This window comes from Pseudovibrio sp. WM33 (assembly GCF_001623165.1).
Lineage (GTDB): Bacteria > Pseudomonadota > Alphaproteobacteria > Rhizobiales > Stappiaceae > Pseudovibrio.
Genome location: NZ_LMCK01000048.1, coordinates 13,080 through 37,688, shown reverse-complemented (window position 1 = coordinate 37,688; position 24,609 = coordinate 13,080). Strand labels below are relative to the sequence as shown.

Annotated in this window: 20 protein-coding genes; 10 read left to right on the top strand and 10 right to left on the bottom strand. The window is 51.0% G+C overall.

What is annotated here, in order from left to right:
* Positions 1–74 precede the first annotated feature (74 nt).
* From PsWM33_RS09245 to PsWM33_RS09220, 6 genes are all read right to left on the bottom strand, one after another.
* Positions 75–446 carry a DUF805 domain-containing protein gene (locus PsWM33_RS09245; RefSeq protein WP_063295399.1) on the bottom strand — a complete coding sequence of 124 codons (372 nt, stop codon included), beginning with the start codon at positions 444–446 and terminating at the stop codon, positions 75–77.
* Between the two features lie 7 nt (positions 447–453).
* Entirely contained in the window at positions 454–921 is a 468-nt protein-coding gene (locus PsWM33_RS09240; RefSeq protein ID WP_063300022.1) for a DUF805 domain-containing protein, read from the bottom strand.
* 189 nt (positions 922–1,110) lie between these two features.
* Complete coding sequence (locus PsWM33_RS09235) at positions 1,111–1,344, bottom strand: FeoC-like transcriptional regulator (protein WP_063287111.1); 234 nt, start codon at positions 1,342–1,344, stop codon at positions 1,111–1,113.
* A 1-nt stretch (position 1,345) separates the two neighbouring features.
* Positions 1,346–3,688 carry a ferrous iron transport protein B gene (feoB, locus tag PsWM33_RS09230; RefSeq protein WP_063300021.1) on the bottom strand — a complete coding sequence of 781 codons (2,343 nt, stop codon included), beginning with the start codon at positions 3,686–3,688 and terminating at the stop codon, positions 1,346–1,348.
* Positions 3,685–4,005 (bottom strand): FeoA family protein, encoded by a 321-nt coding sequence (locus PsWM33_RS09225; RefSeq protein ID WP_063295402.1) that lies wholly within the window; start codon positions 4,003–4,005, stop codon positions 3,685–3,687. The genes feoB and PsWM33_RS09225 overlap by 4 nt, the downstream gene beginning before the upstream one ends.
* A gap of 142 nt (positions 4,006–4,147) precedes the next feature.
* Positions 4,148–5,716 carry a bifunctional aminoglycoside phosphotransferase/ATP-binding protein gene (locus tag PsWM33_RS09220; protein WP_208994482.1) on the bottom strand — a complete coding sequence of 523 codons (1,569 nt, stop codon included), beginning with the start codon at positions 5,714–5,716 and terminating at the stop codon, positions 4,148–4,150.
* Between the two features lie 299 nt (positions 5,717–6,015).
* On the opposite strand from PsWM33_RS09220, the gene PsWM33_RS09215 reads away from it, so the two are divergent.
* Entirely contained in the window at positions 6,016–7,689 is a 1,674-nt protein-coding gene (locus tag PsWM33_RS09215) for a thiamine pyrophosphate-binding protein (protein WP_063300019.1), read from the top strand.
* Positions 7,690–7,713: 24 nt separating this feature from the next.
* On the opposite strand, the gene PsWM33_RS09210 is transcribed toward PsWM33_RS09215, so the two are convergent.
* Positions 7,714–10,431, bottom strand: a complete 2,718-nt coding sequence (locus PsWM33_RS09210; RefSeq protein WP_063295405.1) for a bifunctional acetate--CoA ligase family protein/GNAT family N-acetyltransferase — start codon at positions 10,429–10,431, stop codon at positions 7,714–7,716.
* Between the two features lie 197 nt (positions 10,432–10,628).
* Positions 10,629–11,459, bottom strand: a complete 831-nt coding sequence (locus tag PsWM33_RS09205) for a universal stress protein (protein ID WP_057463776.1) — start codon at positions 11,457–11,459, stop codon at positions 10,629–10,631.
* A 450-nt stretch (positions 11,460–11,909) separates the two neighbouring features.
* Here PsWM33_RS09205 and PsWM33_RS09200 point away from each other — a divergent pair, with 450 nt between their 5' ends.
* From PsWM33_RS09200 to PsWM33_RS09185, 4 genes are all read left to right on the top strand, one after another.
* A complete protein-coding gene (locus PsWM33_RS09200; RefSeq protein ID WP_063300018.1) occupies positions 11,910–12,929 on the top strand; it encodes a C4-dicarboxylate TRAP transporter substrate-binding protein in 1,020 nt (339 codons plus the stop codon).
* Positions 12,930–13,070: 141 nt separating this feature from the next.
* Entirely contained in the window at positions 13,071–13,742 is a 672-nt protein-coding gene (locus PsWM33_RS09195) for a TRAP transporter small permease subunit (protein ID WP_063295408.1), read from the top strand.
* On the top strand, positions 13,739–15,106 hold the full coding sequence (locus PsWM33_RS09190; RefSeq protein ID WP_057463773.1) for a TRAP transporter large permease: 1,368 nt from the start codon (positions 13,739–13,741) through the stop codon (positions 15,104–15,106). Before PsWM33_RS09195 ends, PsWM33_RS09190 begins: the two co-directional genes overlap by 4 nt.
* A gap of 95 nt (positions 15,107–15,201) precedes the next feature.
* Positions 15,202–16,089 (top strand): GNAT family N-acetyltransferase, encoded by an 888-nt coding sequence (locus PsWM33_RS09185; protein WP_063295429.1) that lies wholly within the window; start codon positions 15,202–15,204, stop codon positions 16,087–16,089.
* Positions 16,090–16,456: 367 nt separating this feature from the next.
* On the opposite strand, the gene xseA is transcribed toward PsWM33_RS09185, so the two are convergent.
* Positions 16,457–17,992 carry an exodeoxyribonuclease VII large subunit gene (gene xseA, locus PsWM33_RS09180; RefSeq protein ID WP_063300017.1) on the bottom strand — a complete coding sequence of 512 codons (1,536 nt, stop codon included), beginning with the start codon at positions 17,990–17,992 and terminating at the stop codon, positions 16,457–16,459.
* 196 nt (positions 17,993–18,188) lie between these two features.
* On the opposite strand from xseA, the gene PsWM33_RS09175 reads away from it, so the two are divergent.
* The 4 genes from PsWM33_RS09175 to PsWM33_RS09160 all read left to right on the top strand — a co-directional run bounded on the left by PsWM33_RS09175 (position 18,189) and on the right by PsWM33_RS09160 (position 23,049).
* A complete protein-coding gene (locus PsWM33_RS09175; RefSeq protein ID WP_082826951.1) occupies positions 18,189–18,917 on the top strand; it encodes a 16S rRNA (uracil(1498)-N(3))-methyltransferase in 729 nt (242 codons plus the stop codon).
* Positions 18,918–18,940: 23 nt separating this feature from the next.
* Positions 18,941–20,776, top strand: a complete 1,836-nt coding sequence (locus PsWM33_RS09170; protein ID WP_063300016.1) for an adenylate/guanylate cyclase domain-containing protein — start codon at positions 18,941–18,943, stop codon at positions 20,774–20,776.
* A 146-nt stretch (positions 20,777–20,922) separates the two neighbouring features.
* Positions 20,923–21,741, top strand: a complete 819-nt coding sequence (locus PsWM33_RS09165; RefSeq protein ID WP_208994481.1) for a hypothetical protein — start codon at positions 20,923–20,925, stop codon at positions 21,739–21,741.
* Between the two features lie 429 nt (positions 21,742–22,170).
* Positions 22,171–23,049 (top strand): LysR family transcriptional regulator, encoded by an 879-nt coding sequence (locus tag PsWM33_RS09160; protein WP_063300014.1) that lies wholly within the window; start codon positions 22,171–22,173, stop codon positions 23,047–23,049.
* 135 nt (positions 23,050–23,184) lie between these two features.
* Here PsWM33_RS09160 and PsWM33_RS09155 read toward each other — a convergent pair whose 3' ends face one another.
* On the bottom strand, positions 23,185–23,508 hold the full coding sequence (locus PsWM33_RS09155) for a DUF1127 domain-containing protein (RefSeq protein WP_063300013.1): 324 nt from the start codon (positions 23,506–23,508) through the stop codon (positions 23,185–23,187).
* Positions 23,509–23,701: 193 nt separating this feature from the next.
* On the opposite strand from PsWM33_RS09155, the gene PsWM33_RS09150 reads away from it, so the two are divergent.
* Complete coding sequence (locus PsWM33_RS09150) at positions 23,702–24,601, top strand: LysR substrate-binding domain-containing protein (RefSeq protein WP_057463767.1); 900 nt, start codon at positions 23,702–23,704, stop codon at positions 24,599–24,601.
* Positions 24,602–24,609: the final 8 nt, after the last annotated feature.

The following is a 24,609-nucleotide window of genomic DNA, read 5'->3' as shown; positions in this document are numbered from 1 at the left end:
ATGCGCTATGCAAAGTGTCGCATAATTTCTGCTTATGCCCGATCCGACATAGCACTATCCAGTTTGTATTAATTCTAATATTTCGTTTTGCCATGGAATGATGGCTGCACAAACCAGTAAAGCAGCAGCAAACCACCTAGAATCGGTATGAAAGCGATCAGCAACCAAAAGCCAGATCGATTGATGTCATGCAGCCGCCGCACGGCCACAGCCAGATTGGGCAGGAAGAGCGCGATGCTCAAGATGGAGCTCAACGGGGCCCCGTCCTGTACACTGCCCGCAGGCAATCCCAGAGTAGGGGCGATCACAAAATTATCGATTAGGTGAGACGCAACCATCACGATGAAAACGAACAGTGCCCACCACCAGTATTCGGATCGCGGTGCGCGGCCTGTGAACTGCACATACTTCTTGAAACAAGTTCTGATAGCTCGTTCAAAGGTCATCGCGTCCTCATATTGTTGCTCTGCTGCGCTCGCAGCCTGAATGCCAGAATGCCAAGGAACACAAACTCTCGGCAATCACTGAGATGTTGCGGAAACACTGATAACGGGCAATCACAACTTCTCGGGATGGCAGGATGTGAAGATAGAGTAAGAACACCCAGCCTATGATTGGCAAGAGCCAGAGAAATAACCAAAACCCGGAATAATTCACATCATGAAGGCGACGAACGCCCACGGCTAACCCCGGCAGGAGCAATATAGCTGAGATGATCAAACCTATTGGCTGCGTGGTGTGCTGATTGCTCTCAGGAATTTGCTGAAAAAGACTTTCAAGGATCAACCCGTCAACACCAGCTGCGAGCATGCTCATAATGACGCTGAAGAGGACCCACCACCAGAACTCAGAGCGGGATGCACGACCATAGAAGTGAGCATACTTCTTGAAACAGGTTCTGACAGCTTGGTTAAAGGTCATCGCATCCTCACGTTAATTGCCAAATCTATGACGGTCCGAAGGTCAGAATGCCAAGCAACGTGTTTCAACTGCAATTACTGAGATGCAAGGGGCCTGTGACTGTGGTTCAATTGAAAGCCCAAATGCAAAACAGGAGAGCAAAGAACCGGTCTTTACTCTCCTGTTTGTGTTTATTTGCTTAAGCAGAGCTTACTGTTTGAGCTGATACTGAACCGTCGGCGCAAAGCTGCATCCCCCACAGGAGCTTGCACAGCTGCTGGAGGCGGAGCTTGAGGAGCATCCCACTTCCTCAATGCGCCCCAATGCTTTGAGCTGCGAAACCATCGCCATGGCAAAGTCACTTGGGATGTTCATATCCTGAGCGATCTCACCCACGGTGGCGCCGCCGCGCTTTGCCAAAACACCTTCGATCTGTTGCAACATCTTATTCTGCTGCCTCCAGTGCTGCCTGATGAGCAATGGTACTCTCTGCTTTCTGGCGCATGAAGACCAGCACACTGGCAATCGCGGCCAGGAGTCCAATGATCCAGAGCGCAGAAGATGTTGGGTGACGGGCAAAGGTGCCAATCTGGTAAGCCAGAGAAGCGCCGGAGTAAGCCAGCAAGGTGGTCCAACCTGCAGCAAACAGAGCCCAGTTGCGACCAACCTCACGCCAGATAGTTGCTAGAGCCGCAGTGCAGGGAATGTAAAGCAGCACAGCAACCATGTAGGCGAATGCACCGACCTTTCCGTCAAAGTGCGCTGCAAGTGCAGTGAACAAGCCAACCTCAACCTCTTGCTCTTCTGCAGCCACATTGAAGCTGGAGGTATCACCAATGTCGATGCCAAGCGGATCAAGCATCTGCGAAGTCAAATCCACAATGCTGGTCGTAAAGGTATTGATGGCCTCTTGCGCGGTTTCCAGCGGTGCAGGAGCTCCACCTTCTTCATCAGTGGTGACGTAGAGCGTTTGCAAGGTACCGACCACAGCTTCCTTCGCAAAGATGCCAGTTACCAGACCGACTGTGGCTGGCCAGTCATCTTCACTCAGACCCATAGGAGCGAAGATTGGGGTTACTTGCTTGGAAACCACTGCCAGAACAGAGTTGCCATTGGCCTCGTTGCCAACGTTTCCTTTGAAGTCAACGGAATTCAAAATAGTCAGAACAGCGACTACCGTGACAATGATCTTACCAGCGCCAAACAGGAAAACCTTCAGACGCGTCCAGACCAACTTCATCACCTGCGCAAACTGTGGCATCTGATAGGTCGGCAGCTCAATCGCAAGACTGGTGGATTGCCCTTTATAGAAGGATTTGGACAGCGCCCAGCCTGTAAAGACAGCAACGCCAACGCCCAGCAGATAAAGCGCGAACACGATGTTTTGGCCATTGACTGGGAAGAACGCAGCAGCAAACAGCGCATAAACCGGCAGACGTGCACCGCAGGACATGAACGGCGCCATCATGGATGTCACCACCCGCTCGCGTTCCGTCTCCAGCGTACGGGTCGCCACAACAGCAGGTACAGTGCAACCAAAACCCAGAATAAGCGGCAGGAAGGCACGACCAGGCAGTCCGATCCGGCGCATAAGGCCATCTGCAACCACCGCTGCACGAGCCATGTAGCCGCTCTGTTCAAGGAAAATCTGACAGAGGAAAAGCAAACCGACGATAGGGGCGAACGTACCGACAGTTTGTAAACCTCCGCCAAGCGCTGTGATCAGCATTTCCAGGGCACCACCTTCAAGCCCAACTGCATAAAGCAGGCTCAACGGCGTCTGAATAAACAAGGCGTCTCCCAATCCATCAAACAGATCGATGAAGTAGGAGGAAACATTAATCGCGATGAAGAACATCGCATACATCGCACCAAGGAACACAAACGGGCCAGCCCACTTGGAAAGCACAAAGCGGTCAATCTTATCTGAGAAGCTGCGCACATCCTGTGGCTCAGGCAGTTCCATCAATTGCGCGAGGGAATAAGCACGATTGAAGTAACTCGTCGCCATCACCAGCTCAGTTGGATCTTGCAGGCGAAGCTCACATCTATTGGAAACAGCTTGAGCCTTCTCCAGCACAGCAGCAGGCACCATCTCACGCGCCAGCTTGTCTCCTTCCATCAACCGATGCGCTAATGGCATGGATTGATCTGACAAGGCCGGAGCTAGTCTGGCGATCTCATCTGCGAGCTCTTTGACAGGCTCAATCAGATCAAACGGATCTGTCAGCAAACGGGAAGGGACATCTGGTGAGCGAACGGCAGTCGACAATTCATCACGCAAACCAGCCAGAGAATGTTCGTCGTGTACTGAAGTTGCGATCACCGGCATAGCAAGTGCAGCTGAGAGGCGATCAGCAGCTGACTGCAAAACACCTGCAGGCCAAAGATCTGCTTTGGTCATCACTGCAACGATTGGCACATCAAATGCGAGGGCCTGCAGCAAAATAGCGAGAGAACGCTCCAGCGCAATCGGATCAAGCACAACGGCCAGTGCAGCCGGGCGATCAGACAAAAGCGCCTGACGGGTTATACGCTCGTCAATTCGGTCATCTTCAGGGGAGGAAAGTGTCGCAACACCCGGCAGGTCCAGCAGGGCGAGCGTGGTGGTCTGAGTCTGGCAAATGCCAGTCTTACGATCAACAGTAACACCGGGCCAATTGCCGATAACCTGACTGCGGCCAGTCAACTTGTTGAACAGGCTGGATTTGCCGGAGTTGGCAGTTCCAAGCAAATGAACTTGGGGTTTGTCTTCACAGCGACAAGAGCCGGTGTCGTGGCAGCTCATTGGCTAACCTCTTCCACCAAAATGGTGTCAGCCAGATCAACGCCAACTGCCACGCGCTGAGAGCCGATGGAAAGGATACGTGCCCGCTTGCCGCTGCCTTCAAAAATAGAAAGTGGACGGTCACTCGTCAGGCCAAGAGAGCGCAACTTCAGGGCATCTGCCCGGTTTCGCCCAAGGCGAACAACTTTCAACTCAACACCTGCACGCGCTTCTGTCAGCGGCTTGGCCTGTACAGGTGGAACGAATGTTTCGCGGTAAGGCGCGAAGACTTCTTTATGGGGTGCTTGCTCGAATGTTTCTCTGGCTAGCAAAGACATCAACGTCTCCAAAATCTTATTTCTTGAAGACATAAAACTGCAATTGCGAATGACTTGCAATGACGGGAATCAAACAAAAAGGGAAGATTCCCGCATAATAGAGTGCTGCTATCACTTTGGAATTATTATAAAAAATTGAATATTACTGTAATTGAGGCAGCCTTGTCACTCTACGCGCTTGTTCTAAAACAGCTTCTTTGGATTTAGCGCTATCCAGCCTAACCCAGTGAATCTCGCCCAGGTCGTAACTTTGCTGCAGCCGCACCACCTCAGAGTCTGCATCTGATGCGTCGCCGTGTCGCGCATCAACACGGTTGATAAGCGTCTCCACATCAGCTTCCAGCCAGATCCCCTGAAATTCTGCACCCGTCTTTATGGCAAGTTGCTCAACTGAGTCTCTTTCTGCCGGCTTGCTATAAACCCCATCGATAATGACGGAGTGCCCGGCTGCCAACACCACTTCAGCCCGATGCAGCAACTCAGTATAGACCTTATTAGAAAACTCTGGTGTGTATGTCTCTTTACCAGCAGTCTCCACCTCACCGATCTCCAGCATCTCCTTACGCAAAACATCCGTACGCAGATGCACGGCTCCCGGCATGCGCCCAAGTAAGGGGGCCAGCCCTTGAGCAAGCGTGGTTTTACCAGTGCCGGAAAGACCGCCAATCACACAAAGCACGGGTGGAGTCGGCTCAAGTGCTCTCTGGCAAATCTCAAAATACTCTTGTGCCTGATACTCTGTCTTCCGCCGTGTTTCACCTTCTTGGTGCAATGACGCCGCTGCCCCGATCTTGGCGCGGATCGCAGCTCGCATCATCAGGTAGAACCTTAAGACGCGGATGTCCTCCAGATGCTTTGGCTGTCGCGCCAGCTGGAGATAGGTGTATAGCACCACATTAGCTGCTTCGGGCTCTTTTCGCTCACATAGGTCTAGTAGTAAAAAGGCGAGATCATAAAGAACATCTCCCGTCGCGATCGCATCATCAAACTCAACCGCATCAAACAGAAGCGGCTTCCCGTCATGCATAACGATATTGGCAAGGTGAGCATCGCCATGATTGAGACGCACGAGCCCCAACTCGCCGCGGTCCCGGATCATGCCCTCGATATGCTGGTGCTCTTTGCGTGCAGCTTCGTCCAGTGCCAACACTTGGTCACTGGGAAAAAACTGCGGGAACTCTTGAAATGCCTCAAGGTTTTGGTTGGTGTAATTGAGCAGATCATCAATCCACGGCTGGGCTTCCCGCTGTGTTGTCCGGCTATGGGCATCTACCATCAGTTTCGCTAAGTCTACCGCCAGCTCTCTGCTGATACCCTTTTCCTCAGCAACCCTGTCCAGCCCGAGGTGCTCGTTAAAGCGGTTCATATGGACCACCCATTCAACGACAGCGCCATGACCGGCCAGCTCCAAAGAGCCATCCTGCTCCAACGTGATCGGCAGAGTGCTGCGGTAAATCTGCGGGGCATACTGACTGTTGAGTTTGATCTCGGCTTCACAAGCCGTTTTCCGCTTCTCTAAAGTGGAATAGTCAAGGAACGGAAACTTCACATCCCGCTTCATCTTGTAGGCATCATTTCCAACAAGAAAGGCAATATTGGCATGTGTGTCGATGCGCTTGACCTCTTGCCCCCGGTGCGCCTCCGGAGAGGTGAAAAAGCTGATGATGTCGCTTTGGGTCAGAGTATCCACGTCAAAACTGTCAGCGGTCATGAGTCCATCCATCAAAACTACGCGAAAGCAAACTCTCTGGAGGTGTTGTGCACCTTCAGGCTGCAATTGCCAATCTATCAATCGAGCTTAGGAGGTATTCTAGGGCCATAGATTTATTGTGAAAGTGAAAAACAGGGGTAACTCAACAAACTACTCAATCTGTCATGCAGGCTTCATCATTCACACTGTGTTTTGCCCAGTTCATTCCATCTAGGAATAATAAAGAGAAATACTGCAGATTTTCACGAGAGCATAATCCGCGTATCTTCGCCTCAATCGAATTAGGACTGGAGTGAGGGATGAGCCAGACAATGCGGACCGGTGGTCAGTTAATCGTGGATGCGCTGGAAGATCAGGGCGCCGAGCGTGTCTTCTGTGTGCCGGGTGAGAGCTATCTTGCTGTTCTGGATGCGCTGTATGATGCCTCCGTTCCAATAACCCTGTGCCGTCAGGAAGGCGGCGCCGCCATGATGGCAGAGGCTTGGGGTAAAATGACCGGCAAACCGGGCATTTGCATGGTGACACGCGGTCCGGGTGCAACCAACGCATCTGCTGGCGTGCACATTGCGCAGCAGGATTCCACGCCGATGATCCTGTTTGTTGGCCAGATCGCCCGCGATATGCGCGAGCGGGATGCCTTCCAGGAAGTCAACTACCGTCAGATGTTTGGCAGCATCGCCAAATGGGTTGCTGAGATTGATCAAGCGGACCGCATCCCGGAAATGATCTCGCGCGCTTACCATGTCGCAACATCAGGCCGTCCCGGTCCTGTCGTTTTGGCCTTGCCAGAAGATATGCTGATCGAACTGGCAGAAGCACAACGTGTTCCGGCTATGCGCCCAATTGAGACTTATCCGTCCAATCATCAGATGGAAGAGTTTAAACAACTGCTGGAAGGGGCTGAGCGTCCATTCTTCATTCTCGGCGGTTCCCGCTGGTCAGAAGAGACCTGTGACACCTTTAAGGCTTTTGCTGAAAAGCCCAGTTTGCCGGTTGGCGTATCGTTCCGCCGCCAAATGCTCTTTGACAACGGCCATACCTGCTACGCTGGTGATGTGGGCATTGGCATCAACCCGAAGCTCAAAGCTCGCATCGAGAACTCAGATCTCATTGTTCTGCTCGGCGATATCCTCTCCGAGATGCCAAGCCAGTCTTATTCCATGCTGAACATTCCAGTACCGGCACAAAAGGTCGTTCACATCCATCCGGGTGCAGAGGAACTTGGGCGCATGTACATGCCAACGCTGGGTATCAACGCCAGCCCTGCAGGCTTCTGCGAAGCTCTGGCAGAGTTAGACATAAAGCAGCAAGCTGGCTGGAAAGCACAGGTTGAAGAAGCGCATGCGGATTATCTGGCATGGTCAGGTGCTCGCCCAACGGTGACGGGTGATCTGCAAATGGCTGAGGTGATGGAGTGGATTGAGAACAACCTCGATGACTTCACCATCTTCACCAATGGTGCGGGCAACTACGCCACTTGGGTGCATCGCTTCCATCGCTTCCGCAAATATAACACGCAGCTGGCTCCAACCTCCGGCTCAATGGGCTATGGCCTACCAGCAGCCGTAGCAGCCAAGCTCAAGTTCCCTGAGCGTGATGTGGTCTGTTTTGCGGGTGACGGATGTCTGCAGATGACCATTCAGGAGCTGGGTACTGCAGCGCAGGAGGGTGCAAACATTATTGTAGTTGTTGTCGACAACGGCATCTACGGCACAATCCGCATGCATCAGGAACGTGAGTATCCAGGGCGCATCAGCGCAACCACACTGCACAATCCAAACTTTGCTGATGTTGCAAAAGCCTATGGCTTCCACTCAAGCACAGTGAAAACGGCTGATGAGTTCGGTCCCGCCTTTGAAGCTGCAAAAGCAAGCGGCAAGCCAGCTCTGTTGCATCTGCATCTGGACCCAGAAGCGATCACGCCAATCCGTTCGCTGTCGCAGATCCGCGAAGCCTCTATGGCGACCAGTTAATCTGAAAATATCGGAGACGGTGATCTAACTCATCGTCTCCCGATCAAGCGTAGTGACGTCCAGAACAACATCCGCAAGCGCATCATCATCAGGAGAGCGCTTTACGCGGAAGCCGAGACTGCGGCACATATCCAGCATGGTGGTGTTCTCGCGTAAAACCTCGCCTTTGACGGTCTGGATACCATCCACTTTCGCATAACGAATAATCAACTTCATCAAAACCCAACCAAGGCCCATGCCTTTGAGGTTGGACTGAACCATCACCGCATACTCGCCCTCAGTATGGTCTGGGTTTGCATGAAGCCGGACTACTCCCAAAATATCGCCCGTTTCAGGATCAATAGCCGAAAATGCCATAGCCCGCGCATAGTCCAACTGCACGAGACGAGCTAGAAACGTGTGCGAGAATTCTTTGACTGGAGCAAAGAAACGCAGGCGCAAGTCTTCAACCGAAACCTTCTCAAAGAAGTTCTTCAGTTTGCCTTGGTCTTCAGGTCGGATTGGCCGGATCAGGATCGTCTTACCGTCCTTCAGCTTGTGTGTGTGTTCCCATTCAACAGGGTATGGCACGATAGACAGGCGAGATGCGCCTTGTCGTCCCGGACGTTTTTCCGGAGCACTGATCGCGACACGCGCATCAAGGACAACAATGCCATTCTCATCGACCACAACTGGGTTCAGATCCAGCTCCCGCACTTCCGGGAAATCAACGGCGATTTGAGAGAGCTTCACCAAAAGGTGCTCCACCGCTGCAACGTTGGCAGACGGTCGATTACGGAATCCCTTCAACAGCTTGGCTGTGCTCGTACGTGAAATCATTGCCTTGGCGAGGTTAAGGTCAATCGGCACTAGATCAATCGCCCGGTCACCAACCACCTCAACGGATGTGCCGCCTTTGCCAAACACGACCACAGGACCAAACACCGGATCATCTGCAAGGCCAGCATAGGTTTCTAATCCAAACCTGCGTGTCACCATTGGTTGGATTTCAACACCGGTAATGTCAGCATGCGGGTAGGAGTGCTTCACATTGCCAAGGATCTTCTCAAAAGTTGCTTTCACGCCAGCAACGCTGTCAACGCCAAGATGCACGCCGCCAACATCAGACTTGAAGGTTAAATCAGGGCTGCTGACTTTAAGAACAAGCTGATCATGTTTGTCGAACAAAACCTCAGCAACCTTGGCAGCTTCCTCAACGGTTTTGACCAGATGCAACTCTACCTGATTGACTGAATAGGCTCGCAGAAGTTCCCGCGTCTGCAAAGGTGTAAGCCACTTCTGTCCATTCTCCAGCGCAACGCGGATAGTCTCTTTCGCCAGCCGCAAGTTGGGCTTATAATCGCTGGGCAGGCTGTCTGGGACAGCAGAAAGATGATCCTTTGCTTCCTTGTATCGAACCAGATGCATAAAGGAACGAATTGCGCCAGACGGGCTTGGATAACAAGGCACACGCGCTTCATCCAGAACCTGCCGCGGAATATTGGCACCACCAGCCAGCGTAGTCACAAAAGCCTGATGCTTGCCAAGCCGTTTGCGATCTTCCTGACCGGCCTCAGCAAAGGCTTTTGCAACCTTAGAGAAATCTTCAAATGCTGTTGGTGCAGCTATCGCCAGCACACCGTCAGAGTTCGGGTCTTTCAAAAGAGCGCTGATACCCTCTTTGAACTCTTCAGGGCTTGCTGCTTCAGGCAAGACCATCGGATTGTCCGGCCGCGCGTCAGTCCGTGTCAAAGAGCACAGCTTCTCTTTGGTTTCCTCACTGATAGGAGCCAGCTTGCCACCAACCTTCGCAAGGCGATCAGCAGCCAGCGTTGCCAGACTACGACCATTCGCGATGATAGAAAGACGCCGCCCCGCTGATGGAGCAACACGGGTGACAGTCTCTGCTGCTTCAAACATCTCATCTAGGTCGTAAACACGAAGCACGCCAGCACGCTGCAAAGCGGCATCATAAACAGAATCGCGCGTTGCCAGACGGCTGGAGTGGGCGGTACCTGAAATGTGTTGGTCACGGCTCGCACCACTGCGAATAACGATTACTGGTTTAGACCGGGCTGCCGCCCGTGCAGCTGACATAAACTTGCGCGGGTTTGCAATGGTTTCAAGGTGCACAAGGATCGCTTTGGTCCGATAATCCTGCGCGTACCAGTTCAGCAAGTCAGAGACGTCTACATCCAAACGGCGGCCAAGAGAAACAACGCCGGAGAACCCGATGGAGTTAGCTTTGGCCCAGGACAATGTGGTGTTGAAGATGGTGCCGGAGCGGGAAATAAGCGCCAGCTCCCCCTTCAAAGCTTGCTCGCTTGTCAGGAGCGTAGAGAGCTTGGAATGCGGGGAGGCGATCCCGAGGCTACCCGGACCGAGAATTCGAATATTGTATGGATGTGCCGCTTTCAAAAGCGCATCAAGATGTTCATCGCGCCAGCTGTCAAAGCCGCTTGCGGGAATAACCACTGCGCGTGTGCCTTGCTCGCCGAGAAGCCTGATGTCATCTGCTGCTGTAGTATGATCTCCCAGTAAAATGGCAAGATCTGCTTTGCCATCCACCTCTGGAATAGAAGCGATACTCCTAAATCCATCTGCCGAAGTTCCGGACAAGCCAATAAATGCTCTTGGACCAGAAAAACCGCAACCGACAAGGCTGTCGATGAGACGCTGCAGGACCACCTCCTGCTTGCTGTTTGGGCCAACAATGGCAATGGAGCGTGGAGAGGTCAAACCCTCTAGATTGCAGATCGTCATAGCGCATTTCCCGTCAAACTCTGTTGAGTTTTAGGTGCTGTTACTCAGGCATTCAATTCAGACCGATGCCTCTCATAAAGGAGCTGAAGGGCGTTCGATCTTCAAAATAGAAGAGAGGTGCGACAGCAAAGCGACACCTCTCTTCCTTTCAAAATGGGCAAGGATCGGGAGACAAAATGGGACGTCCCCCGACTAGATTAGTGAGCCATCAGAACTGGAATAGTCATGGAATGCAGAATGTCACGGGTCGCTCCACCTACGAGATATTCGCGCATGCGGCTGTGGCCGTAACCACCCATAACAAGCAGGTCTGTTCCATTTTCTGAGACGTAGTTGAGAAGCGCATCGCCAACACCAATTGGTGGGTTGTTGATCACATCAACATTGATCTCAAGATCGTGGCGGGCAAGATACGTTGCAATGTCGGACCCTGGTTCGCCTTCAAGAGGCAGACCTTTGTTCACGATCACGATTGTAACATGCTCTGCCATTTCCAGAATTGGAAGCGCTGCATGCACTGCACGTGCTGCTGTCGCGCTGCCATCCCAAGCCAAAACAACTTTCTTCGGCTTAAAATCACCTTTGGAGATGAATGGAACGATCAGCGTAGGTACGCCAGATTCGAACAGCAGACCTTCGATCAGCATTTCGCGCATTGGCTCAGGTGCTTCAGGGTTGTCCTGACCAATCACAACCATGTCGCTCAAGCGGCAATGACCCATGATGGATTCAAGGCTGCCACCAGTGACGATCTCTTCCACACGAGTTTCAGTGGAGATCCCAGCGAGTTCTGCATAGCCTTTGAACTTCTCAGTAGAAGTCTTGGCAGCATCGATGGCCTGATTTTTAGCAACCTGCAAATAATCGGTTGGCATTGGTGCAGCCAGAAAACCGGGCACGATTGGTTCGAATGCCAGCGCAAGCCCCGTCGCATGTGCACCTGCTTGACGGGCAAATTCAACAGCAACCTTAGATGCTGTTTGATCGCCGTTCAGGTCTGTAATGGTGAGAATGTCCTTGATTGCCATAAGCCTTGTCTCCTTGCCCTCTATTTCTTAGCGGTACGGGAGGTTGTCCCTCGCCTGAAATATTAGGTCAGCATTGCAATAGCTGCTTTGATCCTTATCAACCTTAATCATTGGGATAAGGTTTTGAAAAATAATGCAGTTTCACTATTATTATAAGTTAGGGAGTGTAAGGTAGTCCAGTTTCGACCCAAATAGGTATACTTAAAGTCTTTATACTTTAGGCAAAGAAGAACTCATTGGCTGAATAAAAGCAGAGTTTTTATACACTTGCACCCTGCAAAGATATTTTAAACGAATGAACCTAGGGGCATGTGAATAGTCATTAAATCTTCGAATTACTAAGGTTTATTACTGAGAAAATTGTGATATTTCTATATCTGACGGAATTCAGGGAGGGGCTGGATTTGCGCCTATTGCAAGGACGGCCAATTTATTTTCGGGAGTTTATAAATGAAAAATCTTAAGGTTGCGACAGCTGCGCTCGCAGCAACAATGGACTCCGCATTTGTGGGCGAAGCTCTGGCTGCAGATGTGACCTGGAATGTCTCGTTGTGGGGCAAACGACGTGCATTTACCGAGCACGTTGAAAAGCTATCGGAAGAAGTGGCAGCACGCACAAACGGCAAATTCGAAATCAAGCTGCATTACGGTGGAGCGCTCTCCAAATCTCGCGAAAACCTTGATGGTATCTCCATCGGTGCGTTCGAGATGGCACAGTTCTGTGCATCTTACCATGCAGACAAAAACCCGACATTGACCACCACCGATCTGCCATTCCTCGGCGTGCCGGATCTGGAAACTCAGGTAAAGGTAGATTTCGCGCTCTACAATCACCCTGCAGTTCAAAAAGACCTGGGTCGTTGGAATGCAAAGCTGTTGATGCCATCTCCAATGCCGCAGTACAACCTGCTGGGTAAGGGCGATGCACCTGCAAAGCTGGCCGACTTTGAAGGCATGCGTGTACGTGCTCTTGGTGGCGTTGGTAATGCGATGAAGACCATTGGCGCTGTTCCAACAACCGTGACAGCTTCTGAGGCGTATCAGGCGATTGATTCTGGCACCGTGCAGGCAGTTGCTTTTGCGCCTCATGCACACCTGTCATTCAAAACAGTTGAAGCTGGCAGCTGGTGGACCAACAACCTGAACCCAGGCACCGTGAGCTGCCCGGTTGTCGTCAGCAATGACGCCTACGACATGCTGTCACCTGAGTTCCAAAAGGCACTGGATGAAAGTGTAGCTCCTGCAGTTCAGCACTACCTGGACACCTACGCAAAGGTCTACGACAAGTTCTATCCAGCTCTGGAAGCAAACGGTGTAAAGCAAATCTCCTTTACCGAAGAAGAGCTTGAAGGCTTCAAGGCTGTTGCCGGCAAGCCTATCTGGGACAAGTGGGTTGAAGACATGTCTGCAAAGGGTCTTCCAGCAGCAGAACTTCTCACGCTTGTACAAAACACAATTGCAGGTAAGTAATTACCTATCAAAAGGCGCACTTTGTTTGGTGCGCCTTTTTTAATCCGATGGCGCTGCACATCGGAGGTTTATTTAAGAGCCTGCTCGAATGTATTCGCTCAGAGCAGGGCACAACATTTCTCTTAAAATCGGGCTGATAATATGTCCAAATCAAACGGCCCCGCATATCCCAAGTCGGATATGGCCTATCTCCGCTTTAATGGTGTATTGGGGAAAATCGAAAACCTGTTCAATCTCATTGCTGCGACGTCCATCCTCGTCTTGATGTTGCTGGCTGTCGTTCAAGTCGCTGGACGCAACTTGTTCAACCAGCCCGTACCCGGTTTTATTGATATTACAGAGCAAGCCATGGCCGTATTCGCGTTCATGGGCATCGCTTATTGCCAGCGTGTTGGCGGCCACATCCGTATGGAGTTGGTAATCGGCGTCTTCAAAGGCCGTACTCAGTGGATTGCAGAGTTCCTTGGCGTGCTGGCAATTCTGCTCGTTGTATCGGTATTGATGTATGGCTCCTTCCTGCACTTTGATCGTGCATGGACCTTTGGGGACAGCACGATGGATATTTCCATCCCGACCTGGCCGTCCAAGTTTATTGTTCCACTTGCATTGTCATTGTTGTGGCTTCGTCTCGTTCTTCAGCTGTTTGGCTACTCCCGCCTGATCATCAACCCGTCAGCCTCAGTATTGGATTTGCCACACGTGATGGATGCTGCTCAGCATGCAAAAGCTGAGATTGAGGAGACATTCCATTCTGCTGAAAACGGAGAAGAAGGGCCTGAAATGAGAACACCTGCCCATGGAGGTGCATCATGACCCCGTTTGATATCGGTCTCATCATGACCGGGATGCTCTTGCTTCTCGTCATCATTGGTGTTCGCGTTGCCTTTGCGGCAGCGTTCGTCGGCATTATGGGCATGGTCGCGATCTTTTCCATGCGCCTCGGGTTTGAACGCGGTGTCATGACCGCTGCAAAAATGGCTGGCACGATCCCGCATTCCAAGTCTGTGACCTATGCACTGTCCGTTTTGCCCACCTTCATCCTGATCGGCTTTCTGGCCTATTACGCTGGCCTGACAAAGCAGCTGTTTGAAGCCTCAAAACGCTGGCTGGGCTGGCTTCCGGGCGGTTTGGCAATCGGAACTGTCTTCGCCACAGCAGGTTTTGCGGCTGTATCAGGCGCATCAACCGCAACTTCCGCTGTGTTCGCCCGTGTTGCGATCCCTGAAATGCTGGAGGCAGGCTATTCCAAACGCCTCTCTGCAGCAGTGGTTGCAGCTGGTGGAACATTGGCCTCGCTTATCCCGCCAAGTGCGATCCTCGTGATCTACGCCATTTTGGTGGAAGAGAGTGTTGGTAAACTCCTCATGGCAGGTTTCTTGCCCGGTGTTGTTTCCGTTCTCATCTATGCAGCCATCATTTACGTCATCGCTGCATGGCAGGGCGGAGCACCTGCCATCGGTGGCTACAGCTGGAAAGAGCGCTTTGAATCTGTACCTGGCACGTTCCCTATCATTGGCGTGATCCTGATCATTTTCAGCAGCCTCTATTTTGGCTTTGCGACACCAACAGAAGCTGGTGCATGTGGCGCGTTCGTGGTGTTGTTGGCTGCGTTTTACAAAGGCATGCGTACCAAGCAGCTTTTCCTGGCCCTTCACGAGACAGCAAAGCTGACGGTGATGATCTTCACGCTCATCTGGGGCGTACTCGTCTATGTCCGTTTCCTCGGCTTCGCAGGCCTTCCGGATGCATTCCGTGAGTTCATTGTTGCACTCGATTATCCACCAATGATGATCATTGTTTGCATTCTGCTTGGGTATGCTGTGCTTGGAATGTTCATGGATGCAATCGGTATGCTGGTTCTCACTCTTCCAGTAGTCTTCCCGGCGATCATGGCACTGAATGGTGGTCTCGATGTCAGCGCGGCAGAAAGCACACTCGGCATGTCCGGTGCAGCCTGTGCAATCTGGTTCGGCATCATCGTTGTGAAGATGGCAGAGCTCTGCTTGATTACACCGCCCATTGGCTTGAACTGTTTCGTGGTCTCCGGTGTGCGTCCAGACATTCCGGTTCAGGAAGTCTTCCGCGGCGCGACACCGTTCTTTGTAGCGGATGTGGTGACCGTAGCTGTCTTGGTGGCCTTTCCGGCAATCATCACCTTCTTGCCATCCTTGATGTAAAATGGATGATCAATTGAGATAATGGGAAACCCCGGTCCGTGGACCGGGGTTTTTTATTGCGCCATACTCTGTGGTTTCCAACAAAGAGCATTGCCATGAAAATCAAAAAATTATCCAATCAACATCAAGAGGTAGTCTGGTCGTTCTTGATGAACCACGTCTACAGCTCAATGTTTTTGCTCAACAACATCGAAAAAGCGGGCCTTGAGTACACGAGTGAGCTCTACTCGGGAGAGTATTGGGGCGCTTATGATGAAGCCGACGAGTTAAAGGGTGTTTTGGCACAGTTCTGGAACGGTAACTTGATGTCTCAGGCACCTGACTTGAACGCTCTGGAAACTCTCACCACGTACTTCCGTGAAGTTGTTAATCGCCCGGTTGCCGGAATGGTTGCTGATGGTGAGCAAGCCAGTTTTGTGTTGAACAAACTGAACTTTCCCGCAAATGCCTATAATACCAACCGCAGTGAAGGCCTCTATCAACTGGCCTTGGAGGACCTGCAACTCTCTGAGAAATCAACTAGTGATCAATTCAGTCTGATTGCAACATCAGAAGCTGATGCGTCATTACTGTTCGATTGGCTAAAAGCGTATGAGCTGGAAGCCTTTGACGGTGAAGCCAGCGAAGAGCATGACAAACACATCACAAATCGCGTAATGGAAATGCAAAAAAGCGGCAATGCATGGGTCTTGCTGGACAGAGAGCAACCTGTTGCGCTGAGTGGGTTTAATGCAACCCTCGCAGAAATCGTGCAAGTTGGCCCTGTCTGGACACCACCAGAACATCGCAACAATGGATATGCCAGAGCCGTCGTTGCACTCACACTGGATCTTGTGAAGAAGCAAGGTGTACGGAGATCGGTTCTGTTCACCGATAATCCCGCGGCAGCAAAAGCTTATGAGGCTATCGGTTTCAAGCAAAACGGAAGCTTCCATCTTGCCTTGCTTAAGGAGCCTGTTGAGTTATCGAGTGTCTCAGCCTGATCTTCTTTAGGGGCGCTCGAAGTGACGCATACCCCAACTCTCTCGGATATTGATTTCTACCGAGGTTCGATAGCATCCAGAAACCCATCTCCTTTGCAAAGCAGCAGCGTGAGCCAGTCCACGCAATCGGAGAGATTAGGCACTCCGATTGTAGCAATGTCTGGTGAAGGAGGTGGTAGCTGGATGAAGCTTGAATTTAAGTTCAAAATAAAAAAAGCACGGAACAGACTGGTACTCTAGTTCCGTGCAATTCTAAAATAAGCCATCGGGAAAGGGGGCGGTAGCTCCCTTTCTCTTCCTCAATATAGTCCTGATCTCTTAATCACGCAATAATGAGGATATAGTGGGTATTCCACCGTAATAACTTCTAAAACAAGCTGCCTTGTGCGTCTGGATCAACCACACTTTTCTTCTTTCTCGGAGCGGGTTTAGCCTGCTTTGCTTTCGTCTGAGCCACGTGTTCCTCTAAGTTCTTTGGAGGAGAAGTTGGCTTCGCAGTAGCCTCCACGACAGGTTCTGACACCGGCTTTACTGCTCGTGTTGGTGTTGGTGTTACACCACCTCCATCAGCCACAGCTCCAACAGTACCGCCCTTCATCTCCAGCTTCAGGGCTTGCCCTGCCTGAACCTCTTGAGCGCCGGCCAGTGGAACATCATTCTCATCACGCACCACAGCGTAACCACGTTCGATCACTCGTTCATAGCTTAGTGATCCTAAAAGTCCGGCAGAGTTGGTGAGACGTAAACGCTGTCGATGCACCTGGTTGGAAAATGCTGCAATGGCTCGACCTTTCAAGACCTGCAGCCGCTCGCGGCCTTGCGTAACTTGCCGTTCGAGTGTGATTGGACGCAATCCGGAAGAAACTGCTGTCAAAGAGTTCCGGTGGATTTGCGTGTTCATCTTCAGGCCGTGCTCAAGACGACCTGCCACCATATCAAAGCGCTGGCGTGGAAGAGCGAGAAGGTCTCGTGGAGCAGGAAGTGCAGCACTTGCCGCCCGCAGTTCTGTTCGGCGCGTTTGGATCAAGCGTAACAGACCCGTTGAAAGACGGCGAGATAAATCATCTACCTGAGCCGTCATCTCAGCCTTTACCGGAACTGCAAACTCAGCCGCACCAGTTGGTGTTGGTGCGCGCACATCGGCGGCCAAATCAATCAGTGTCCAATCTGTCTCGTGGCCAACAGCTGAAATCAGTGGGATTTGAGAGTCTGCTGCCGCACGAACCACAGCTTCATCATTAAAGCCCCAGAGGTCTTCAATCGAGCCACCACCACGCGCAACGATCAGAACGTCAGGGCGTGGGATCGCTCCGTTTGCCTCAAGTGCGTTAAAACCACGAATACCAGCAGCAACTTCGGAGCCGCAGCTCTCACCCTGAACGCGAACTGGCCAAACCAAAACATGCAGAGGAAAACGGTCACTGATGCGGTGCAAAATATCGCGAATAACCGCGCCAGTTGGGGACGTAACAACACCAATCACGCGTGGCATACGTGGTAAGGCAACCTTGCGCTCTTCTGCAAACAAACCTTCTGCCGCCAGTTTGCGCTTGCGTTCTTCCAGCAGTGCCATCAACGCTCCAGCGCCAGCTGGTTCAAGGCTATCAATCACCATCTGGTACTTGGATTGCCCGGGAAAGGTGGTGATTTTACCCGTTGCAATGACTTCAAGACCTTGCTCTGGCTGAACTTTGAGCCGTGAAGCATTACCACGCCAGATAATGCCGGAAAGCACGGACTTGTCGTCTTTTACATCAAGATAGATATGCCCTGAAGCTGGTTTGCTCACACGACCCAACTCGCCCCGCACACGGATATAACCAAACTTGTCCTCAAGCTCGCGTTTGATATCACCGGAAATCTCGGAGACGGTATATTCAGCAATGTTGGAGCGCTCAGACAATGTCAGACTTCTTTCATATGCGGCAAAAAGTAAACCATTCTCTCTTAGTGTAGCCCGCGACAATTGCAAAGGGGAACCGTGAGAAGCGCTTCCACCTGTTGAGACATTGAGTTCTCACCAGCAAATCTTTAAGCGCAAAGTGGCATCTGCCGTGTGCTTGGCATATGGTGCCCCCATGTCCCGCTATGAGTTTCGCATGCAACGCTTATTTGTCGATCAAGATCTCCGCGCAGGCCTTCAATTGGAGGCAGACCGCGCACAGGCCAACTACCTTCTGAATGTCCTTCGCATGAAGGAGGGAGGCGATGTGCTCGTCTTCAACGGCAAGCATGGAGAGTGGCGGGCTCAGATACTGCCGACGGGGCGTAAGTCCTGTCAGCTGATTGTGACTGAGCAGCTGCGTGAGCAGACACCAATGCCAGACTTGGACTATCTGTTTGCACCGCTGAAACTGGCGCGTCTGGATTACATGGTTCAAAAGGCCGTGGAGATGGGAGCAGGGCGCTTACGCCCGGTGCTCACCCAGTTCACCCAAAACCCAAAGGTGAAGCTGGAGCGCATGGAATCCAATGCGCTTGAAGCTTGTGAACAGTGCGGCGTGCTTTCAATCCCCTCCGTATTGGAGCCGCAGCAACTTAAGAAACTTCTTTCTGCGTGGGAGCAAGAAGAAGGTGATCGTCAGATTATCTTCTGTGACGAAGGCCATGGGACGCACAATCCGTTGGAGGCACTGAAAGATGTTCCTAAAGGACCTCTGGCCGTATTAATCGGCCCGGAAGGCGGTTTCTCTGAGGAAGAGCGTGCGCTTTTGCATAACAAACCATTTGTACATGCTATCCCGCTTGGCCCACGGATTTTAAGAGCAGACACAGCTGCCGTCGCGGCTTTGGCCGTTGTTCAGGCAAAATTGGGAGATTGGTTCTAAGGTACCTCTAAATGGAGGCCTGAATGGACCTGAACAACAAGACTGCTAACGCTGAAAAGCAGCCCCAAAAAGAGAGCTCAAAAAAGAAAGACCGCAAGAGATGGCGCCTGTCCATCTCCGCCGTCTTCAGCATTGGTGCGGCGATGCTGCTGGCCTTAATTGGCGGTTCCATGCTCCTTTATGTATCTGATGCCACAAACCGTCAGACAACCGTCATTATGCGCGAAACTGGGGCTCTCATTGTCGAACGTGGTCTTGAGGTTGTTGAAGATTTCTTCCGTAACGAAGAACGGATGGGGCTGCTGGCAGCTGAAGTCTTGTCAGACCCACTGATCTACAACGCGCCTGTTGCTTTGCGTGAGCAGTTGATTTCCATCCTGTCCCGCCAGACCAACATTAAGCGGATTTCCTACACCTTCCCGACGGGGCGTCAGATTTCAGTACAGCTGGATCATGCGGACCAACCGGTTCAGCAAGCGATGGTCATGCCTCCTAATGAACAGGATATGGAAGTTGGCAATCATCGCTGGGCTCCGCCGTATTATGATGAGGGCATAGGCGAAACGTTTATGCAGTTTGCAGTCTACATTAGAAATCCGGTCGACAATACAATCTCTAAACTCACGTTGGATTACCCAATATCTCTACTCGGTCAACTGATGGCTCGCATTAAATGGCGGGCTTCTCAGATTCCGTTTATCCTCTACGGACGAGATCAGGTCCTGGCGAGCTCAGAGCAAGCGTTTCTGAGCTTCAAGCCGAGCAAAGCCAAGCCGATCCCATTGATCTCAGATCTGAAAGACACACCTCTGAGCAGTATCTGGTCCGAAAATGCCAAGCGCAGGTCTCTCAATACCAGTTATGAAGCCCACATCGACACAACCACCCATGGCACCTATCTGTATCTTTATGACGACCTGAGAAACGGAAATCGGTTCCCTATAATCATCGGAAGCTATGTATTAGCGTCTGAGTTCAGTGTTCCGTTCGAGAACTTGCACAAAATCTTTGTTGCAGCCACTGCTTTTCTGGCTGTCGGTGTGCTTCTTATGTTTTTGATTGGTCGAAGACTTGCAGGACCATTTGTGGCTCTTGGAACGCAAGCAAATGCAATCAGAAAATTGAACATGGAAGGGTTGAATGCATTACCTAGGTCGCGTCTTAAAGAGGTAGATCAGGCAAACCAGGCTTTTAACTCAGCAGCTGTAGCCCTCAGCGCCTTCTCAAGATATGTACCAAAAGACCTTGTAAGAGTGTTGTTGGAGCGAGAGTTCGAAGGCCTCAACAGCACCGAGCTGCGTGAAATGACAATCCTTTTCTCTGACATAGCCGGGTTCACAGGCGTTGCCTCCAAGCTGACAGCGGAGGAAACTACGTCCTTACTTAATACCCATTTTCAGGAGCTTGCGGATTGCATCAGCCAAACCCATGGAACCATCGATAAATACATCGGTGATGGATGCATGGCATTTTGGGGTGCACCGGAAACTATGGAAAACCACGCGCAATCAGCCATTGATGCGGTACGCCTCATTGCGCAAAGGTTGGAGACAGAGCTTGAAAGCGAAGAAGGGACGATTGAGAAGCCGCGATTGCGCATTGGCGTTCACACAGGAACGGTGGTTGTCGGCAACATCGGCGCGATTGAGCGGATGAACTATACTGTGGTCGGAGATGCCGTGAATGTGGCCGCGCGCCTTCAGGAGCTTGGAAAGAAGGTTGATCCGGAGGCCAGAGTGATCGCCCTTGCCAGCAACGCGACTGTGGACCATCTCAGTGATAAATCTCATACGAACCATTTGGGAGACTATCAGTTGCGTGGGCGTGAGGAGGCAGTTGATGTCTACCGGATTGTTTAGTGCGGGTACCACTATTGAACCCAGTTCAATCAAATTTCGTCTCTTAGACATAATAATTGCAGAATACTACATCCAAAATTAGGGAACTGACGTTACGTCTGTTGAGTGATTAAATAGCCGTGAGAAGCTTACGAGGGGAAAACCTCATGTTACGAAACCCCAATAACAATATGTTTTCCCTTATGGAAATGTTCAGCCAAAACTATGCAAAAGCCTATAGGGACTATTGCGAAACCAGCCACGGCTTAATGCCCTTTATGCAGACAGAGAGAACGCCCTCTGGAAAGTCGGGAACAACATCTGCTGGTGCAGCCGAGTTTCCATACATGAATTGGGCTGATCCGTCTAAGTGGCAAGGGATGACCGGGTTGCCACAACAGGCAATGTTCTCTCAAATCATGAGCATGTTCTCAGGTGATAAGAACATCAGTGCAGCCATGCAACGTCATCTCAACCGCAAAGATGCCATGAATGTCGAAAGCTGGATGGAGTTGATGCCGATTCTGTTGATGCTATCCTACGGCAACATGCTGAAGAATTATCTGGCAGGGCCGCAGCGCACTATGATGGAGGCCTACTTGCAAGGCTTTGCAAAAGGGTGTCCAGAGTTACATCAGGACACGGATGCTGCTCGTAACCCAATCTTGGATGCACAGGAAGCTTTCTGGTCGCAGATGATGCCCTTAGAAAATCCGATGCTCGAATTCTGGACAAATGTTCTGCAGGGCACGAGCTCAGCTTCTGATGAGCACAATGAGTCACCAGAAGAATCTACAACGCAAAACACGCGAGCCAAGAAGCCATCGTCTCCGGAGAACGGATCAAGCTGTCAGGCGCATCAATCCACTGCGAAGGATTCGCATGTACCATCTTTGTCTGGAGGTTTGGCAGCAATGCAACAAGCTCAGAGCAAGGCTTGGCAGCAATATTGCGACGTTTTTTGGCCAAATCGACCACATAGGTAACAATATTTCACATATACCTGAGGATAACTTTTTGTGATAAAGATCACGAATTGAGGAAGTTGTTTACTGCAATTTCCTCCGTTTCCGTTCAGATCGAGAGTTCAGAACTAGCCTGATCGTCCAAGATGATATAAACTTACATGAATTAATCTAGCATAAGTCTCTATCCTAGAGAGAATTACTAGATGTTTTTTATATCGTAACTCCAGATTGATTGTTCTCGTTCGGTTTTTATTTTGACTATTGGATTCTTTCGAGAGTCTAATCGAATATAAGAGCAAGTTTGATTATATTAATTATTGTGATGAGTCGCTCTAAACTCCCTAAGAGAGGGAAAAGACTGCGATAATAAAGTAATATATTCCAACTCTCGGTTTTCTTTCCACCAGTTTGCTGTATATTCATATCAAATTGTTATGGATTGGGGACATGACAGCACTATTAGACTTAGATTCTCTGCGAACTCTGGTAATGATTGCGGATACTGGGAGCTTCACACGAGCAGCAGAAGAACTTGATAAAACGCAATCAGCGATTTCCATGCAAATGCGTCGCATGGAAGATAAGCTTGAGCGCACGGTCTTCCGGAGAGAAGGGCGGCACTCAAAACTGACAGAGGATGGTGAGCTATTGTTGCGCCATGCCCGTCAGATGCTGCGTTTGAATGACGAGACTTTAGCTATGTTCTCGGAGCGCGAAGTGACCGGTAAGGTTCGTCTTGGTCTTGCGGAAGGCATTGACGAAACCAGAACTGCAAAGATTATCTTCGAGTTCTCTAAGAACAATCCAAAAGCTGAAGCATCCATCGTCTGCGCACCGGCAGCAGATCTTCGTAAGGCTTTGGGAGAAGGCAAACTGGATCTTGCCATCATCGGCAGCCTTGCAGACGAAGCTGAAGCTGGTGAGGGGAGTGTTCTTTCCAGCGAGCGTCTCGTCTGGGCAGCTGGTAGCAATTTCAAACTTGCCAGTGAAAGAGAACTGCCATTGGCTGTTGGCTTGGAACAATGTCGAATTCGAAAAGCAGCTGTTGAAGCGCTTGAGGATGACGAACGCGCATTCCGTATCCAATACAGTTCAAGCAACCCAGGTCTTGTTGAAATGACAGCAGCAAGTGGCATGGCAATTACAATTCAGCCGCGTTCATCCCTTGTTGCATCGGATGCCGGGCTGCTGGAACTGGAAGGCCTGCCAATGCTGCCAAACTACGTGGTGAAGCTGGTTCGCGGTAAGGAAAGCCATTTCAAAGCAGCAAACGCTTTGAGTGATTATCTGGCGAAGTCCTTCGAGAAAACCGCAGCCTCTGCCTGAGTAGCTTGCTAAGAATAAGTTCCGTCTATTGGAAAAGAAAAAGGGCCTGCGCAATGCAGGCCCTTTTCATATGTGGGTGATGAATTTTTGGCGGTTCAATTAGGGGTAGAGCCGCCAATTGAGGCTCCCACAAAATTATGCGCGTTGGCGGCGCTTTTCCATTTCGGCACAGCGGCGTTCACTGGCGCGAATACGCAGATGCCAGCTTGGGTCTTTGCCATCTCCAGCAGAAAGCGCGCTGAAAACGTCATCGCGGGTAATGCCGATGTCGTCCAGCATACGGTCTTCCAAGCGTGTAAGCTCAACCATTGCGCGACGATCCTGGTAGTGTTTCCAGAGCTTTAGAGGCAAAGCTGTCAGCACGTGCAACGTGTGAGCCAGCGTCAGTGGTTCAAAGGTGCCTGCATTAGCGCGATTTGGGTTGCGATATTCAGAAGGGGTAGGGAATGCAAGCGTCATGGTATCACTCTCCCGTTTGGATAGGCTGCTCTGGCCATCCATTGGAACTGGTATAGGGGGTTAAAAAAGAGGGAACGGTGTCGTTCGATGAGTCAAATATCACCGAAAAGTTCTAGACAAACAAGAGAATGTTTTCGATTGAAATCCATTCAAGATCGTGATTGATTGATCATCGTTAAATGGGAGGGAGCCCATGCCTTATTCGATCGATGTTGATCAATTGAGAACATTTCTGGCCGTCGCAGAATTGGGAAGTTTTACCAAGGCTGGCGATGCCGTACATAAAACTCAGTCCGCTGTTTCCATGCAAATGAAGAAGCTTGAGGAACGTATCGGACAACCAATATTTGTGAAAGACGGACGTAACTCTAGGATAACAGAGCACGGAAGACGTCTTGTCGAATATGCGCGGCGCATGGTTGCTTTAAATGATGAAACGCTCTCTGCGTTTCATGAACCTGAGATCGCCGGACGAATCCGGTTAGGTTTACCTGATGACTACGCAGAACGACTGTTGCCACAAGTACTTGCAGCATTTAATCGGCTGAACCCTTGCATCAATTTGGATGTGGAATGTTCCAGCTCTAACGAAATTGGGCGCCGAATCCAAAAGGGTGATCTGGATGTGGGAATCGTCACAAGCGGTGACTGTACCAGTGTACCGGGACAGATTGTGCGCCGTGAGCCTCTACAATGGATTGGCTCTCGTGAGCATATCGTTCATGATCAGCGCCCATTGCGCCTTGCGGTTGGTCCAACAACTTGCTCATGGAGACAGGCAGGCGTTGCTGCGCTTGATCATCTGAACGTTCAGCATCAGGTGGTTTATACCAGCGCCAGCGCCGCAGCTCTTGCTGGTGCTGTGAATGCCGGACTGGCCATCGCGATCCTGCCAGCCAGTGCGTTGCGTCAGGGACAGCGTATTCTTGGAGAAAAAGAAGGCCTGCCGCCACTGCCACCTTGCGATATCACCATCATCAGATCTCAAATGGCAATCGAGCCGGTTCATGATGCGCTTTGCCATCACATCGTAGCGTCCATTGGCAACGTTACGATGGAGTATAACGGAATGGAAACAGAAGCCGCTGAATAAGCGACTTC

What these genes read in the sequence shown, in the direction of transcription:
- PsWM33_RS09240 (WP_063300022.1), bottom strand. Translation starts at nt 921, where the DNA reads ATGACCTTTAACCAAGCTGTCAGAACCTGTTTCAAGAAGTATGCTCAC.
- PsWM33_RS09195 (WP_063295408.1), top strand. Translation starts at nt 13,071, where the DNA reads ATGTCCAAATCAAACGGCCCCGCATATCCCAAGTCGGATATGGCCTAT.
- PsWM33_RS09235 (WP_063287111.1), bottom strand. Translation starts at nt 1,344, where the DNA reads ATGTTGCAACAGATCGAAGGTGTTTTGGCAAAGCGCGGCGGCGCCACC.
- PsWM33_RS09190 (WP_057463773.1), top strand. Translation starts at nt 13,739, where the DNA reads ATGACCCCGTTTGATATCGGTCTCATCATGACCGGGATGCTCTTGCTT.
- PsWM33_RS09150 (WP_057463767.1), top strand. Translation starts at nt 23,702, where the DNA reads ATGCCTTATTCGATCGATGTTGATCAATTGAGAACATTTCTGGCCGTC.
- PsWM33_RS09225 (WP_063295402.1), bottom strand. Translation starts at nt 4,005, where the DNA reads ATGTCTTTGCTAGCCAGAGAAACATTCGAGCAAGCACCCCATAAAGAA.
- PsWM33_RS09165 (WP_208994481.1), top strand. Translation starts at nt 20,923, where the DNA reads ATGTTACGAAACCCCAATAACAATATGTTTTCCCTTATGGAAATGTTC.
- PsWM33_RS09160 (WP_063300014.1), top strand. Translation starts at nt 22,171, where the DNA reads ATGACAGCACTATTAGACTTAGATTCTCTGCGAACTCTGGTAATGATT.
- PsWM33_RS09185 (WP_063295429.1), top strand. Translation starts at nt 15,202, where the DNA reads ATGAAAATCAAAAAATTATCCAATCAACATCAAGAGGTAGTCTGGTCG.
- PsWM33_RS09170 (WP_063300016.1), top strand. Translation starts at nt 18,941, where the DNA reads ATGGACCTGAACAACAAGACTGCTAACGCTGAAAAGCAGCCCCAAAAA.
- PsWM33_RS09220 (WP_208994482.1), bottom strand. Translation starts at nt 5,716, where the DNA reads ATGACCGCTGACAGTTTTGACGTGGATACTCTGACCCAAAGCGACATC.
- PsWM33_RS09205 (WP_057463776.1), bottom strand. Translation starts at nt 11,459, where the DNA reads ATGGCAATCAAGGACATTCTCACCATTACAGACCTGAACGGCGATCAA.
- PsWM33_RS09245 (WP_063295399.1), bottom strand. Translation starts at nt 446, where the DNA reads ATGACCTTTGAACGAGCTATCAGAACTTGTTTCAAGAAGTATGTGCAG.
- PsWM33_RS09210 (WP_063295405.1), bottom strand. Translation starts at nt 10,431, where the DNA reads ATGACGATCTGCAATCTAGAGGGTTTGACCTCTCCACGCTCCATTGCC.
- feoB (WP_063300021.1), bottom strand. Translation starts at nt 3,688, where the DNA reads ATGAGCTGCCACGACACCGGCTCTTGTCGCTGTGAAGACAAACCCCAA.
- PsWM33_RS09215 (WP_063300019.1), top strand. Translation starts at nt 6,016, where the DNA reads ATGAGCCAGACAATGCGGACCGGTGGTCAGTTAATCGTGGATGCGCTG.
- PsWM33_RS09155 (WP_063300013.1), bottom strand. Translation starts at nt 23,508, where the DNA reads ATGACGCTTGCATTCCCTACCCCTTCTGAATATCGCAACCCAAATCGC.
- PsWM33_RS09175 (WP_082826951.1), top strand. Translation starts at nt 18,189, where the DNA reads ATGCAACGCTTATTTGTCGATCAAGATCTCCGCGCAGGCCTTCAATTG.
- PsWM33_RS09200 (WP_063300018.1), top strand. Translation starts at nt 11,910, where the DNA reads ATGAAAAATCTTAAGGTTGCGACAGCTGCGCTCGCAGCAACAATGGAC.